Here is a 14,126-nt window from a genome sequence, read left to right as displayed (position 1 = left end):
GCCCCTGATTACGGCTTCCGCCGCGTCACCCTGACGTCGGGATACGTCGATACCGACCACGACCGGCGCGGAGGCGAGGTGATGGATATCGGGGCCACCCGCCCGTCATCGCGAACTCCCTTCACGCATCGGTACCTGTGACCGATCACCGCCGCGCCGGCCCGGACGTTCTCGCGCCCGTGCTGCCAGCACCGCGACCTCGGCGGCGATCCCGGAGGCGAGCACATCGATGTCGGGCGTGGTGTCGTAGTCTCCGGTGATCCCGAATGTCAGCCGTTCGGCATAGCTGAGAATCGCGACGGTCGTGCGCACCCGCAACGCGATCGGCACGCACGGCCAGATCTCGAGTACGGTCCGTCCGTCCATCGTCAACGGGTGGCGCGGCCCGGGGACATTGGTCGCCAGGGCGCCGACGCCCCGCTGGGGGAACCGGAAAACCGTGCGGACCATCCACGCCACCAGACCGGTCGGCAATCTCTCGGCCAGCGACAACACCGACTGCTCGGCCTCGACCTCACCGCGCGTCCGGTGCCGGGCGATGCGCTGGTGCACAGCGGCCAGGCGCTCGAGCGGATTCTCCACCTCGACCGGAAACTCCGCGATGATCGCCGAAACCCGGTTGTCCAGAGCATATTTCGCCCGGTCGGCGCGCATCGAGACCGGGACCACGATCCGCAGCATTCCGGGCTGTGGATGTTCACCCCGGCTCAGCAGCAGCCCGCGGTAGGCGGCGGCGAGGGCCGAGACCGCGACATCGTTGACCGAGACGCCGAACGCCGCGCCGATCTCGCGCAGCTCCGGCAGCGAGGTCCGTGCGACGGCATAGCGGCGCTGCGTGCCGATCGGGCCGTTCAGAGAGGATTCGGCGGCGGGAGCGAGAGCCGCGAACACCAGCGGAGTGAGCGCGCGGACCGCGCCGACCGCGAATCGTGGCAGAGTGTAGGGCAGGCGCACGGCGTGGGCGAGCATACCGATCGGCCCCGCACCGGACGAGGAAGCGTCGCCCGCGACCGGCGCGGCCGTATCAGGTTCGGTGGCGTCGCAGAAGCTCTCGAACAACGTGATCCCGGAGATCCCGTCGACCATGCTGTGATGCGCCTTCACCATCATCGCCCACCGTCCGTCCGCCAGATGGTCGACGACCACCACCTGCCACAGCGGGTGATCACGATCGAGGCGTTCGGTCAGCTCGGTCGCGATCAGCTCGCGCAATGCCGCCTCGTCCCCCGGGCGAGGCACAGCAGTCCACCGGATATGGTGTGCCGGATCGAAATTCGGGTCGTCTTCCCACACCGGCGCGGTGATATCGAACGGTGCGCGGCGCACCCGCTGACGCAGCCGCGGATGGCGGCGCAGGCCCCGCTCGAGGCCCGCGCGGAACTCCGCTCGTGTCGGCGGTGGCCCCGCCACGATCGCCACGGCACCGATTCCCAGGCTGATGTGCCTGTCGGTGTCCTCCAGTTCCATGAATCCCGTGTCCAGCGGGCTCAATTCCGTCATCGTGACCGTCTGTCCCGGCAGCCACCGCGGGCTGCTGCTCACGGCTGGAAAGCTGCCGTTGCTCCACAGCCGATCATCACGCGACGGCGCGACCGACATGAGATGCGAAGGTAACCACCGAGGGTGACGTTGGCCCCGGACGGCACCGCGGCGTCGAACCCGCTACCCGTTCCGCCGGTCAACGACGCGACCACGACGTCGGGCAGGGCGGAAAGGCCATTCTCGCAGGGACTTCCGTCGCCGGGGGTCACCTCCTGCGACTCTCACCCCGACCACGGACCCGGCGCAGGCTCGATGGCAATCAGCTGCCGTCACCCGCCTGTGAGGAAATTCGATGTCGATGTCCGACCACGATGATCCGATCGCTCCCGCCGTCCGGACCGCGCACGAATGGCTGCGGGCCGTGACCGAGGCGTTCGACACCTACGATCGCCACTACGCCTATCGGCTGCTGCGGGCCTGGCTGCACGCGGTACGTGATCGACTGCCGGTGCCCTCGTCCGCTCATTTCAGCGCCCAGCTGCCCGAGGTGTTCCGCGGGACGTTCTACGAAGGCTGGGTGCCCGGACACGTGCCCGTGCCGCACGATGCCGCGTCGTTCGTCGACCAGTTCGCACGCGAGGCCGACGTCTCTCGCGCCGAGGCCGTCCAGCTGATCGGCATCCTGACCGACACGCTCGCCGAACTGTGCTCTCCCGGCCAGATCGATCATGTCCTCGCGGTGCTGCCGACACGGCTCCGGGACGTACTGCAAGGTATCGAACCGGAGCCCCTCTGGGTCGGCGCGGCCGCCACACCCGATCCCGAGAAACTCCTCGAATCCCGGCTGCAGACGTTGTCCGAGGCCGTGGCCGTGCTGGCCCGCGGGCTCGAGGAGTTGCCCGGCAGCGAATTCGACACCACCCGGCGGCTCTCGGCGGCCCAGCAGGCTCACCGCATGCTGCTTGCGGAAGGACTACTCGGCCCCGGCGCCCGCCAGAGCTGACGCCACACGGCATTCGGCTCGCCCACTCTCGTCTCCGCCACCGGCCGATATGCTCGCCTCGCCCCTTTCACCGGCGGTCTCGTCCTCGCCTTCGCGTGCCTGACCGCCGACCAGGGTCCTCGCTCTCGGTGCACTCACCTGCGCGGCCCGCCACGCCCTCGCCGCACATCGGTGACGACAGGTCCGGCGCCCAGAAGCGGCATACAATCAACCTGACGATCGGACACAAATTTCCATCCTTCCGGGTCCCGAAGCGCGGCCCCTCGGTGAGACGTCACCCACCCAGGAGGGCGGACCATGCCGTCACAAGATCACCAACGGCAACCGCGACGGGACGCACCGGACGGCCGCCCCTCCCGGGCACACTCGGTGCGGGAGACGTTGTCCCAGCTGGGTGCGCGGGAGTTGCTGTCGGAAGTGCGTGACCGGATCGAGCAAGTCATCGATACCCGGGACCGGATGGACGGGCTGGTCGAGGCCATGCTGACCGTCACCGCGGGGCTCGACCTGGAACAGACGCTGCAGACGATCGTGCATACCGCCATCGAACTGGTCGACGCCCGCTACGGCGCGCTCGGTGTCCGCGGCGGCGACGACTATCTCGAGGAGTTCGTCCACGAAGGTATCGGCGACCGGGAGCGGGCTCGCATCGGCCCGCTGCCGCACGGGCGAGGCGTCCTGGGGGTGCTGCTCAGCCAGCCCAAACCGATCCGGTTGGACAACCTCGGCCTCCATCCGTCGTCGGTCGGTTTCCCAGCCCACCATCCACCGATGGACACGTTCCTGGGGGTGCCGGTACTGGTGCGAGAGAAGATCTTCGGCAACCTGTATCTGACGGAGAAGGCCGGCGGCCAGCCGTTCACCGAAGACGACGAAGTCATCGTGCGGGCACTGGCAGCCGCGGCGGGCGTGGCGATCGACAACGCCCGTCTCTACCAGTCGTCCCGCCTCCGCCAGCAGTGGATCGCCGCCACCCGCGACATCGCCACCGAATTCCTCGCCGGCACCGAGCCCCGCCGGGTACTCGGCCAGATCGTCGAACACACCCGCGCCCTGACCGGATCCGACCAGGCACTGCTGGCGATCCCGGCAGACCCGGACACCGCGCCCGAGAATCTGGCCTGCTTGACCGTCGCGCAGTACGCGGGATCGGAGAGCCGATCTCGCGGCCGCACACTGGAGCTGGCGGGCACCACGGTCGGCGACGCCCACCTCCGCGGTCACCAAGCGCGCATCGACGACCGCCGCGGCACCGCCTTGGAAACCGCCTTGCCCGGCGCCGGGCCCGCCATGATCCTGCCGCTGCGCACTTCCGACGCTGTCCTCGGCGTCCTGGTCACCGCGCGTGACATCGATGCGGGACCGTACTCCGACGAAACCGTGGAATTGGCGGCCGCGTTCGCCGATCAGGCCGCGCTGGCCATGCGGATGGCCGACGCCCAGCAGCGCATGCGCGAACTCGACGTGCTGTCGGACCGTGACCGGATCGCCCGCGACCTCCACGACCACGTCATCCAACGCCTGTTCACACTCGGCCTGTACGCACAGGGAACGCTCGCCCGCGCCCGCAGCCCGGAGATCCGGCATCGACTCTCGACCCTCGTCGACGACCTGCAGCAGGTCATCCTCGACGTCCGCACCTCGATTTTCGACCTGCACGGCGGCGATGCCGGCGCCACCCGGCTGCGGCAACGCCTCGACGACGCCGTCCGCCGGACCACCGCCGACACTCCGATCGCCGTCTCTTTCGACGTATCCGGGCCCCTGTCCGTGGTCGACCCCGTGCTGGCCGACCACGCCGAAGCCGTTGTCCGCGAAGCGGTCTCCAACGCCGTGCGGCACTCCGGCGCCGACTCCCTCACCGTTACCGCCACCGTCGACGACGACCTGACCCTCGTCATCGAGGACAACGGCCGCGGCATCCCCGACGACATCACCCCCAGCGGCCTGACCAACCTCGCGCAGCGCGCCGAACAGGCAGGCGGGCAGCTCGACATCACCCACGCCGACCGCCTCCACCACACCGGCACACGGGTGCGCTGGAGGGCACCACTCCGATAACCATTCTTCCCGGCACCCGAGGTCCATCGGCTCTGCACAGGGGCAGCACAACCGGCCGACTCTGGACGACAGCCGGGCAATCTCGTTCCGGCCGTAGAGAATCGGTCGGAGGAGAGACCATGAAAGTCGACGACATTCTGGCGACGGCGCGGGACTCGATCACCGTACGGCGCGTATACGCCGAACCGATCGAACGAGACGGAACCACCGTGATTCCCGCAGCCAAGATCTCCGGCGGAGGCGGCGGGGGCGCCGGCACCGACGAAGAGGGCAAGGAGGGCTCCGGTGGCGGCTTCGGAATCGGAGCCAAACCCGTCGGTGCGTACGTGCTCGAGAACGGACGCGTCCATTGGCGGCCGGCGATCGACGCGAACCGGCTGATGCTGGTGATCGGCGCCGTCGTCATCGTCGCGATCGCCGCGGGGGTACGCCTCGCGAAGTGGCCGACGGCAGACTGATTCCGCCGCTCTCGACGCCATATCGCTGCCGCACAGACAGATCCTGTGCGGCAGTGGAGACGCGCTTCTCGGGGTGGATCGCCCGATCCACACGGACCGCGACATAGCCCAGAATCGAGAGGCCGCCCACGATGAGCAGGTCGATGACCTTCGTCCCGGCGCGCCAGGCACCACGCCTCTCACCGCCACCGCCCGGCCGGAGCAGCCTCGGTGTCATGGAACCGAACGCCCCTCGTATCGCCGTCGTCTACGCCACCGGGCAGGGATCGACTCGCGAGATCTCCGAATTCATCGGCGCCGTCCTGGCGAACCGCGGCGCCGGCGTCGAGGTCGCCGACATCGAACGCGCGCCGGACCTGTCCCGGTTCGACGCCGTCGTGCTCGGGAGCGCCGTCCACGACCGGGCCTTCCTGCCTGCCGCCACCGCCTTCGTACGCCATCATCACCACCAGCTCGCCGAGCGGAAGGTGTGGTTGTTCAGTGTCGGCATCGATGCGGCGCTACGCGGGCCGATCGGCCGCCGCGTCGCCCGGCACGTACCCGAGAGCATTGCGGCACTCCGTGATTCGATCTCCGCGCACGATTATCGAGCGTTCGCAGGGCACTACGAGCGTGTCGGCGTCGACCTGCCCGCACGCCTGCGCTATCGGCTGCTCGGCGGCCTCCGCTACGGCGACCTAAGGGACTGGACCGCCATCGCCGCCTGGGCCGACTCCATCGCCGACACCCTGCGGCTGGCCGTTTCGCGGACCTCCGTCATCCACCCGTAAGGACCTCGATCCGATGGTGCACGAAACGCTCCCGCTGGATGTACGCCGGACCCGCGCCGCGCGGGCGATGCTGGCCGGCATATCCGGATTCACCGCGTTCTGGGCCATGGCCGGAGCGGTCGGCCTCCTCTGCGGAGGCGCCGATCTGGGCGCCACTGTGACCGCACGACTACCGTGGCACAGCCCCGGCCTGGCAGGAGTCCTGCTGGCGCTCGTGATCGGCGCTCCCATGGCCCTCACCGCGGCCGCCGTCGTCCGCCGCGACGGCCGCTCCGACAGGGCGGCGGTGCTCAGTGGCGCGCTGCTGATCGGGTGGACCGCGGTGCAACCGGCGATCATCGGCCAGTTCTCCCGGCTGCAACCGGTATTCGGCCTGCTCGGTGTCGCCGTCGTCGCCCTCGGCCTGTACCTGCACGCGCATCGGAGCCGGTGACATGAACGACAGATTTCGTAGCACACTGCGATGGACGGTCGCCGCCGCGCTGCTCGCCGCGACGTATCCCCTGGTGTTCCGTGACCAGTGCCTGACCTGGGGCGCCACCGACGCCGAGATCGGACGGTCGATGCCCGGAGACGACCTGCTGCCCGAGCCGGGCCTCGTCACCACCCGGGCCGTGACGGTGCGGGCGGACGCGGCGGATATCTGGCCTTGGCTGGTCCAGATGGGTCCCGGCCGCGCGGGCGCCTACACCTACGACTGGATCGAGAACCTGTTCGGGCTGAACATGCACAGCGCCGACGAGATCGACCCCAACCTCCAGGACCTCGCGGTCGGAGACACCTTCCCCTTGGGCAACGGGCCCGCACTGCGGGTGGAACGGCTCGAACCCGAACGTGCCCTGGTCCTGGGAGCCGTCGACCGACAATGGGTGTGGACCTTCGCTCTCTATCCGGCCGCCGACAAGAGCACCCGGCTCGTCAGCCGCAACCGCGTCGCCGCCCGACGCTCGCCGCTCGCCCGTCTGTTCTTCCTGGTCGTCATGGAACCCGGCAGCCTGATCATGGAACGCAAGATGCTGCTGGGAATCGCACAGCGAGCGGAACGACACGCCGCCCGGCCGGGCTCGGTGACGGTCGCCCATCCCCCCGAATGACCCGCCCAGCACTCGCCGACCCGGGCGCGGAACGACGTACCAGGGCCGCGGTCTACGCGTCGACACTCCGGCGCACACCCCGACGAACGTCCTAACCCCCGGCGAGCACCTGCGCGCGATCCGCGACGCCGTCGGCCACGAGCCGGTGAACCATTCCGCCGGGGTCGTCGTGGCCAGGGTATTCACAGCAAGTTCGATGCCCGGTCACAGCCGTCTCCCCGCCACGACTACGAGGCTCGTTCCAGCCGCACCGCATGCGAGGAGAATCGCCGATGTCCACCTTCGACGGCCTGCCTGCCCACGTACTACTGGTCCACATCATCATCGTTCTGGTACCCCTCACATCGGTGCTCACGATCGCGTGCGCCCTGTGGCCGGCGGCGCGAACGCGTCTGGCCTGGCTGGTCGCCGGGCTCGCCGCGGTCACCGTGATCGCCACGCCTCTCACCACCGAGGCCGGCGAGTGGCTGGAGCATCGGGTCGGTCGCTCACCGGCGCTACACGCGCACACCCGATTGGGCGACACGATGCTCTATTTCGCCGTTCCCCTGCTGATCGTCGCGGTGCTCCTGGTGATCGTCCACCTACGCGAGACCCGGGACCGCCCGCTTCCCTCGGCACTCGTCGCCGGTATCGCAATACTCACCATCGCCGCGGGCGCGGCCGCGACCGTGCAGGTGTATCGGATCGGTGACTCCGGGGCACGATCGGTGTGGGGCGACAAGGTCACGTCGGCCCCCGTGATCGGACCGCACCCGGCACGCCCAGAGCTGTTGGACCCCTAGCGAATCGACCCGACGTCAAGTCCGTCGATCTCTTCGCCTCGGCACAACGAACGGGCCCGTTCACCTCTCCGGCGGATGCGATCGTGCGAGGATTCGCACGAGGAACGCTCCGGTCACCGCCGCCATCACGGCGGCCATGACCAGCCCGCCCAGGACACCGATCGCGGTGACGAGAACCGCCGCCTGCCCCGGCTGCCACAGCGGGGTGGTCACGACCCCGAATGCGGCCAAGCCGGCGATCCAGCCGACGACGTTCGCCCACAACCACAGCCGGGCGCGACCGGTGAAGTGCCGCAACACAATCCACTGCGCGACGCCGATCGAGAAGACCACGGCGACACCCGCCGCGACGGCGAACGGAATCCGCGCCCACCCCGGCCACCGCCCGACCTGTTCTCCGAACAGTATCGGAATGAGCCCGATCGTCCACGCCACCACAGCGCCGAGCACCGTGACCCGGACCCACTCCCACCGGCGCAGCCCGGACAGCACCGACCGCAACACCGCGGCCTGGAACGAGCCGAGGACAGCACCTTCGACGGCGCCCGCGCACAGCACCGCCGCCGCGACGATTCCCGGACGCGCACCGGCCGTCAGCGCCCCGGCCGTCGCCGGTGCCAGGAAGCCCACGAACTCGCCGAGCGTGACCGTGGCGAACCATCTGCGCCACAAGCCTTCTCGTGTCGCCGGGGCGAGCGCATCCGGCATCTACGCCACCGGCCGTCGACGGACCACCACGATCGGGCAGTCCACCGATGCCACCAGCGCGTTGCTGGTGGCGCCGAGCAGCATGCCGGAGAATCCACCGCGCCCGTGACTGCCCACGACCACCAGCTGGGCATTGTCGGATTCGGCCAGCAGCGCACGAGCCGGCTTGTCCTGCACCAGAATCCGGCGAACATCCACATCCGGGAAACGCTCCGACCAGCCGGCCAGGCTTTCGGACAGTATCGCCTCCTCGGATTCGCGCGCGGCATCCCAGGCCGTCATCACGGGAGCGAGAGAGCTGGATACATCGCTCCAGGCATGCAGCGCGACCACGCCGACCTTCCGCAGCGACGCCTCGTCGAATGCGGCGGCGAGGGCGGGCTCGCTGTTGGGCGTGCCGTCCACACCGACGAGAACAGGCCGCTGCGCCGAGACCGGGTCGAGAGCCGACTGTGCGCGCACGACCGCCACCGGACACCAGGCATGGCGAGTGACCGCGGCGCCGACCGAGCCCAGCAGCCCGCGCCGCAGGGCACCGAGTCCGCGGCTGCCGACTGCCAGCATGCGAGCCGCCCGCGACCGTGCGATGAGGTGCGGGATGATCGGATCGAAGATCACCTCCGTAGTGATCTGCAGCGCCTCCCCGTTCACGGCGGCGCGGGCCAGCCGCCGCGCCTCGTCCACCGTGCGCTGCGCGTTGCGGCGCAGCCATTCCGATTCGGCGTCGGTGAGCAGCGGCCCCGGCCCGAAACCCGGCGGCACGGACGCCGAGATCACCAGCCGCAGCGAGCAGCCGTGCAGTGCCGCGTCGACCGCCGCCCACGCCGCCGCGTGGTAGGACTCCGACGAGCCATCGATCCCGGCCACGATCGGCTGCTCGACATCGTCCCGCCGTTCGGTCATCGCGTCCTCCTCCGACATCGCGTGCGTCGTCGTCGGGGCCACACCGCGACCACGCGGAGCGACGCCGAATCGACTCCGGAAACCACCTTCCAGCGTCGAATCGAGCCCGATTCGGCGGCAGATCCGGTGGTCCCGCACCCGCGGGGACGAACGTCATGAAACGGCGCGGCCCGCGACCACATCACCCTCTACCGGCGCACGCTCCTGGACTACCGACAGCCGGCCCGACGCACGGCAGCGGCGCCCACCAGGATGTCGGCACGACCCGACCCTACGAGAAACACCACACGCACAGCCTGAGCCTGGCCGCCTCACGTCTGCGGCACCTTGATCACGTCTCCCGCGCGGATCAGGTTCGGATTGGTGATCGTGACGGGGTTCGCCGCGACCAGGCGGTAGTACAGATTTCCGGAGCCGTAATAACGCTTGGCGATCGACCACAGCGTCTCGCCCTCGGCGACGGTGTGTTCGATGTACACGCGGTAACCCGGCACGATCTTCGACCCGAGCACAACGGGCACGACGACCTTGTCGAGTTCGGTGCCGTCCTTCACCGAGGCGTGGAAGACGTCGATGAAGATCCGGCTGAGCAGGAACCCGGCCTCGGCGACATCGACGACGATCTGGAACTGACCGTGTCCCCCGGCGCCGTCACCGGCCATGAAGAATCCGGTTATCTCGTCGTGCCCCTCGGTGATCCGGTAGTTGAAATTCGCTTCGAAGGCACCGCCTGCCACCCCCGCGATCTGAATCCGGTCGCTCACCAGATCATACGGCCGTGGCTGTTGCACATCGACGGTCATGATCGTCCCTCCGATCACACGCAGTTGCCCGGCAACTCGACCCACGTCTAGCGTACGCGTTCTCGGCGCAGCGGATGCGAATACCGTTGTCACACTTAGGGTTAACCGTCGCATCGGACAGCGACGCCAGTCCAGAGCCCGCAGGGAACCCGCTTCCCCGGCAAGCCACACGGTTCGGGCACCCTCAGCTTCGCCGCCCTGAATTCACGGGAATCCGCCGAAGGTCGCTGCGAACCACAACGAAAGCCCCTGCCGCACGGCCTGCGAGTGGGCCCGTTGTAGCCGAATCCGGGCGCCGACACCGATTTCCGGGCCTGCGCCCGCCGGGCGGGCACATGACCTCTCGCACTCGGTCCATTAGACCCTGTGCGGGCCGCACAGTGCGGACTTGACTGGCAGACGTGCACACGATTCTCGAAGCCACCGGCGTGCAGAAGATCTATCGCAGCGAAACCGTGTCCGTCCACGCGCTGCGCGATCTCGACCTTGCCGTCCAGGCGGGTGAGATGGTCGCGGTGATGGGCCCTTCCGGTTCCGGTAAGACGACACTGCTCAATTGCCTGTCCGGTCTGGACGACATCGACGCGGGTCGCGTGGAGATCGAAGGTCGTGACCTGTTCGCGATGTCGGACGCGGAACGAACACGACATCGCGCTCGCTCCATGGGATTCGTGTTCCAGGCGTACAACCTGATCCCCGTGTTCACCGTCGCCGACAACGTCGAGTTGCCGCTACTGCTGGGCGGCACGCGGGCGGCCGAGGCACGCAGGCGGGCGGCGGCGATGCTCGACCGGGTCGGGCTCGGTCATCGGCTGAACTTCCGTCCGAACGAACTGTCGGGCGGTGAGCAGCAACGAGTCACGATCGCGCGTGCTCTCGTCGCCCGGCCCGCGATCGTGTGGGCGGACGAGCCGACCGGCAACCTCGACTCGACGATGGCGGAACAGGTGATGGACCTGATGTTCGAATTGAACCGCGCGGAGGGCCAGACCATCCTCCTCGTGACGCACGACGCGTCGATCGGTGCCCGTGTCCAACGGCTGGTGACGATGCGCGACGGGCGAATCGTCTCCGACACCGTACAGCGGGTGCCGGTGGGGTGACATGTATCCGAACCTGGTCGCCCCGCTGCTGACTCTGTTCGGCATCGTGGCCGTATTCGTCGCGGCGATCGGCTTCGGCCGGCGTGTCCCGCGGCGGTTGGCCGTTCGCCAGATCGCCCGGCGGCGAACCGAGGCGGTGCTCACCGTGGTGGGCTGCACGCTGGGAATCGCGATCATCGTGGCGGCTCTGGTCGTGGGCGACACGCTCGACATGTCCGTCCGCCGGCAGGCCTACGACACCCTCGGATCGGTGGACGAGCGCGTCCTGACCACCAGTGCGGCCGTGGGTGACGAAGTCGCGGCGCGACTGTCGGGCATCGCGGGAGACCCGCTGTTCGATGGCGTCCTCAGCGGTCATGCCGATCAGGCCGCGGCGGTGGCCCACGATGTCGGCGGTGACCTCGCGGAACCGCGGGTGCTCGCATGGGATCTCGACCTGCCGGCAGCCGAGGCGTTCGGTGCGGCCGCGGCGCCGTCCGGGCTGGCGGGAGCGAATCCTTCGCCGGATCGGGTCGTGGTCAACGAACCGCTCGCGGCCGCACTGGATCTCGCTCCCGGTGATTCGCTCACCCTCTATCTGTACGGGAGCCCTCGCGATCTCGTCGTCGACCGCGTCGTTCCGGAACACGGCCTCGCCGGTGTCGGGCTGGGCGCGACGACCAATCGCAACGTATTCCTCGCGCCCGGCACACTGACCGCCGCGGCGCAGGCCGCGCATACGGCGCCGAAGGCGGTGACGTTCGTGTCCAACGCCGGCGGAGTCGAGACCGGCGCCGGCCACACGGACGCGGCCCTGAACGCGATACGGACCGCTCTCGGGCCGGTGGCCGATCACGTGATGATCGAAGCGCCGAAACGTACCGTTCTCGATGCGGCGCAGGAGACCGCGGCCGTCCTCGGTGCGTTGTTCCTCATGATCGGCAGTTTCAGCATCATCGCCGGTGCGTTGCTGGTGATGAACATCTTCGTGATGCTGGCCGATGAGCGGAAGGCACAGCTCGGCATTCTGCGGGCGGTCGGGATGACCCGATCGACACTGGTGGGCACCTTCGCCGTGGAGGGAGCCAGCTATGCCGCTGTCTCCGTGATCCCCGGCGCCGCCCTCGGGATCGCCGTCGGCTGGGCGGTGTCGGCGATAGCCGCGAAGATATTCAGTTCCTGGTCCGCGGACGGCTCGACGATGGACCTTCATTTCGCCGTGACGCGGACGAGTCTGATCAACGGGTGCGCGCTCGGTGTGGTGATCGCCGGTTCGGCGATCCTGCTGATCAGCGTCCGGATCAGCCGGTTCAACATCATCGCCGCGATCCGGGACCTGCCCCGCTCACCCGTCAGGCGCGCGCACCGCTACGCCGCACCGATGGCGGCTGTCCTGGCGGCAGTCGTCGCTACCGCGGCGGTTCCCGTGGTCGCGGCCAGTGATCCGGTGCTCACCTATCTGCTGCCGTCGGCGGCGGCCGTTCTGCTCCTGCCCGTCCTGAATCGCTCTCTGGGGCACCGATGGTCGATCACGCTCGTGGGCGGATTCGTCGCCTCCTGGGGACTGGCCGCGAACCTCGTCCGTCCCGCGATTCTGGACACTCCGTCGATGGCGGCATACATCGTGCAGGGCAGCCTGGTCGCGTTCGCGGCGGTGGCCGTCCTGAGTGTGAACCAGGCCGTGCTGCTCGCACCGCTGCGCCGCGTGTTCGAGCGGCCGTCCGACACCGGACTGGCCCTGCACCTCGCCGCCGCCTATCCCCTCGCGAGGCCGCTCCGCACCGGCGCGACACTGGTGATGTACACGCTGATCACGATGGTTCTCGTCATGCTCGTCGAGATGAGCGCCATCTTCGAGACCGGCCTGGACAAGACCGTCGCGGAGTCCAGCGCCGGTTACGCGATCCGAGTGGACCTGAATCCTGAGCAAGCGCGGGGAACCGTCGACGCGCTGCGCCGCGACGACGCCCTCACCGAGGTCACCGAACTGACCTCTGCGCCCGCACTCGCCACCGACCCCGGTCGCCGCTCTGCCGAGCCGCTCCGCGCCGTCGCCATCGGTGTCCCCGACGGAAGTCTGGCGGGCATGAAGTTCACCGACCGGCTGCCCGGCCTGGACACCGACGAAGCCGTCTGGGCAGCGATCGCCGCGAACCCGGCCTACGTTGCCGTGGACGCCTACTTCGGCAGTAGCGGTGGGCCGGCGGGGAGGTTCTTCGCACCCGGGGACCAGTTCACTCTTCGAGACCCGGCGACCGGCCGCAGCACTACCGTCACGATCGCGGGCGTGCTGTCGAACGGCATGATGTTCTACCCGGCCACGGGCGACGGTGGCAGGGCATGGCCCGTCGTGTCCAGCGAACATTCCGTAACGACGACGTTCGGCGAGAACGCCCGGGTCACCGGTGCGCTGCTGCGCGCGGCTCCGGGGACGGATGCCGTCCGGCTCGCCGCCACCCTCCAGGCCGCTCACATCGCATCGAGCCTGGTGGCGACTCCGATCGAAGCGAACCTTCGCAAGCTTTTCGCCGCCAATACCGCGTTCTTCCGGCTCATGCAGGGTTTCCTCGCACTCGGCCTGCTGATCGGCATCACCGGTCTCGGCGTCGTGATGGTACGCGCGGTCCACGAACGACGCCGCACCATCGGTGTCCTTCGCGCGCTCGGTTTCCGAGCCGCCACCCTGGCTCGCTCGTTCCTGTTGGAAAGCGGCATCATCGCGACGGAGGGCGTTGTGCTCGGATCGCTGCTCGGTACCGCGACGATGTGGATGATGTACGCGAATGGGCGAGCCCTCCAAGGCTTCCAAGCCGGTTTCCCGATCGAGTGGCTGGTGATCTCCGTCATCGCAGGGACGACTCTGCTCGCATCGCTGGCAGCGACGGTCGGCCCCGCCCGCCGGGCCGCCGCCATCCAGCCCGCCCTGGCCGTGCGGGTCGCGACGTAACCAAGTTCGGGCCGTCCGGCCACAAAAGTC

13 protein-coding genes are annotated in these 14,126 nt (G+C 69.0%); 9 read left to right on the top strand and 4 right to left on the bottom strand.

Features of this window, described 5'->3' with window-relative positions; translation table 11 throughout:
• Positions 1-105: 105 nt before the first annotated feature.
• Positions 106-1,542, bottom strand: a complete 1,437-nt coding sequence (locus tag ON41_RS37410; RefSeq protein ID WP_246829678.1) for a wax ester/triacylglycerol synthase family O-acyltransferase — start codon at positions 1,540-1,542, stop codon at positions 106-108.
• Between the two features lie 292 nt (positions 1,543-1,834).
• On the opposite strand from ON41_RS37410, the gene ON41_RS37405 reads away from it, so the two are divergent.
• From ON41_RS37405 to ON41_RS37375, 7 genes are all read left to right on the top strand, one after another.
• Positions 1,835-2,485: a DUF2267 domain-containing protein gene (locus tag ON41_RS37405; RefSeq protein ID WP_063710014.1), complete on the top strand. Its 651-nt coding sequence runs from the start codon at positions 1,835-1,837 to the stop codon at positions 2,483-2,485.
• A 297-nt stretch (positions 2,486-2,782) separates the two neighbouring features.
• Positions 2,783-4,546 (top strand): GAF domain-containing sensor histidine kinase, encoded by a 1,764-nt coding sequence (locus ON41_RS37400; RefSeq protein ID WP_085995921.1) that lies wholly within the window; start codon positions 2,783-2,785, stop codon positions 4,544-4,546.
• A gap of 119 nt (positions 4,547-4,665) precedes the next feature.
• Positions 4,666-5,004 (top strand): spore germination protein GerW family protein, encoded by a 339-nt coding sequence (locus ON41_RS37395; protein WP_040754117.1) that lies wholly within the window; start codon positions 4,666-4,668, stop codon positions 5,002-5,004.
• Positions 5,005-5,219: 215 nt separating this feature from the next.
• A complete protein-coding gene (locus tag ON41_RS37390) occupies positions 5,220-5,774 on the top strand; it encodes a flavodoxin domain-containing protein (RefSeq protein ID WP_040754116.1) in 555 nt (184 codons plus the stop codon).
• 13 nt (positions 5,775-5,787) lie between these two features.
• Positions 5,788-6,207 carry a hypothetical protein gene (locus tag ON41_RS37385; protein ID WP_051163414.1) on the top strand — a complete coding sequence of 140 codons (420 nt, stop codon included), beginning with the start codon at positions 5,788-5,790 and terminating at the stop codon, positions 6,205-6,207.
• Position 6,208: 1 nt separating this feature from the next.
• A complete protein-coding gene (locus ON41_RS37380) occupies positions 6,209-6,868 on the top strand; it encodes a hypothetical protein (RefSeq protein WP_051163411.1) in 660 nt (219 codons plus the stop codon).
• A gap of 272 nt (positions 6,869-7,140) precedes the next feature.
• On the top strand, positions 7,141-7,653 hold the full coding sequence (locus tag ON41_RS37375; RefSeq protein ID WP_051163409.1) for a DUF2231 domain-containing protein: 513 nt from the start codon (positions 7,141-7,143) through the stop codon (positions 7,651-7,653).
• A 60-nt stretch (positions 7,654-7,713) separates the two neighbouring features.
• Here ON41_RS37375 and ON41_RS37370 read toward each other — a convergent pair whose 3' ends face one another.
• The 3 genes from ON41_RS37370 to ON41_RS37360 all read right to left on the bottom strand — a co-directional run bounded on the left by ON41_RS37370 (position 7,714) and on the right by ON41_RS37360 (position 10,067).
• Positions 7,714-8,361, bottom strand: a complete 648-nt coding sequence (locus ON41_RS37370; RefSeq protein ID WP_051163407.1) for a hypothetical protein — start codon at positions 8,359-8,361, stop codon at positions 7,714-7,716.
• Positions 8,362-9,264 (bottom strand): universal stress protein, encoded by a 903-nt coding sequence (locus ON41_RS37365; RefSeq protein WP_040754385.1) that lies wholly within the window; start codon positions 9,262-9,264, stop codon positions 8,362-8,364.
• Positions 9,265-9,575: 311 nt separating this feature from the next.
• Positions 9,576-10,067, bottom strand: a complete 492-nt coding sequence (locus ON41_RS37360; protein WP_040754383.1) for a Gmad2 immunoglobulin-like domain-containing protein — start codon at positions 10,065-10,067, stop codon at positions 9,576-9,578.
• Between the two features lie 401 nt (positions 10,068-10,468).
• Between ON41_RS37360 and ON41_RS37355 the strand changes: the two genes are divergently transcribed.
• Both ON41_RS37355 and ON41_RS37350 read left to right on the top strand, forming a co-directional pair.
• Positions 10,469-11,170, top strand: a complete 702-nt coding sequence (locus tag ON41_RS37355) for an ABC transporter ATP-binding protein (protein ID WP_218003614.1) — start codon at positions 10,469-10,471, stop codon at positions 11,168-11,170.
• A gap of 1 nt (position 11,171) precedes the next feature.
• Positions 11,172-14,096 carry an ABC transporter permease gene (locus tag ON41_RS37350; RefSeq protein ID WP_040754113.1) on the top strand — a complete coding sequence of 975 codons (2,925 nt, stop codon included), beginning with the start codon at positions 11,172-11,174 and terminating at the stop codon, positions 14,094-14,096.
• Positions 14,097-14,126: the final 30 nt, after the last annotated feature.

This window comes from Nocardia transvalensis NBRC 15921 (assembly GCF_000308875.1).
Classification (GTDB): domain Bacteria; phylum Actinomycetota; class Actinomycetes; order Mycobacteriales; family Mycobacteriaceae; genus Nocardia; species Nocardia transvalensis.
This window is presented reverse-complemented; position numbering and strand designations above follow the sequence as displayed.

Excerpts from the sequence above, each read along its gene's own strand:
- ON41_RS37405 (WP_063710014.1), top strand. The coding sequence starts at position 1,835 with ATGTCGATGTCCGACCACGATGATCCGATCGCTCCCGCCGTCCGGACC.
- ON41_RS37400 (WP_085995921.1), top strand. The coding sequence starts at position 2,783 with ATGCCGTCACAAGATCACCAACGGCAACCGCGACGGGACGCACCGGAC.
- ON41_RS37395 (WP_040754117.1), top strand. The coding sequence starts at position 4,666 with ATGAAAGTCGACGACATTCTGGCGACGGCGCGGGACTCGATCACCGTA.
- ON41_RS37390 (WP_040754116.1), top strand. The coding sequence starts at position 5,220 with ATGGAACCGAACGCCCCTCGTATCGCCGTCGTCTACGCCACCGGGCAG.
- ON41_RS37385 (WP_051163414.1), top strand. The coding sequence starts at position 5,788 with ATGGTGCACGAAACGCTCCCGCTGGATGTACGCCGGACCCGCGCCGCG.
- ON41_RS37380 (WP_051163411.1), top strand. The coding sequence starts at position 6,209 with ATGAACGACAGATTTCGTAGCACACTGCGATGGACGGTCGCCGCCGCG.
- ON41_RS37375 (WP_051163409.1), top strand. The coding sequence starts at position 7,141 with ATGTCCACCTTCGACGGCCTGCCTGCCCACGTACTACTGGTCCACATC.
- ON41_RS37370 (WP_051163407.1), bottom strand. The coding sequence starts at position 8,361 with ATGCCGGATGCGCTCGCCCCGGCGACACGAGAAGGCTTGTGGCGCAGA.
- ON41_RS37365 (WP_040754385.1), bottom strand. The coding sequence starts at position 9,264 with ATGACCGAACGGCGGGACGATGTCGAGCAGCCGATCGTGGCCGGGATC.
- ON41_RS37360 (WP_040754383.1), bottom strand. The coding sequence starts at position 10,067 with ATGACCGTCGATGTGCAACAGCCACGGCCGTATGATCTGGTGAGCGAC.
- ON41_RS37350 (WP_040754113.1), top strand. The coding sequence starts at position 11,172 with ATGTATCCGAACCTGGTCGCCCCGCTGCTGACTCTGTTCGGCATCGTG.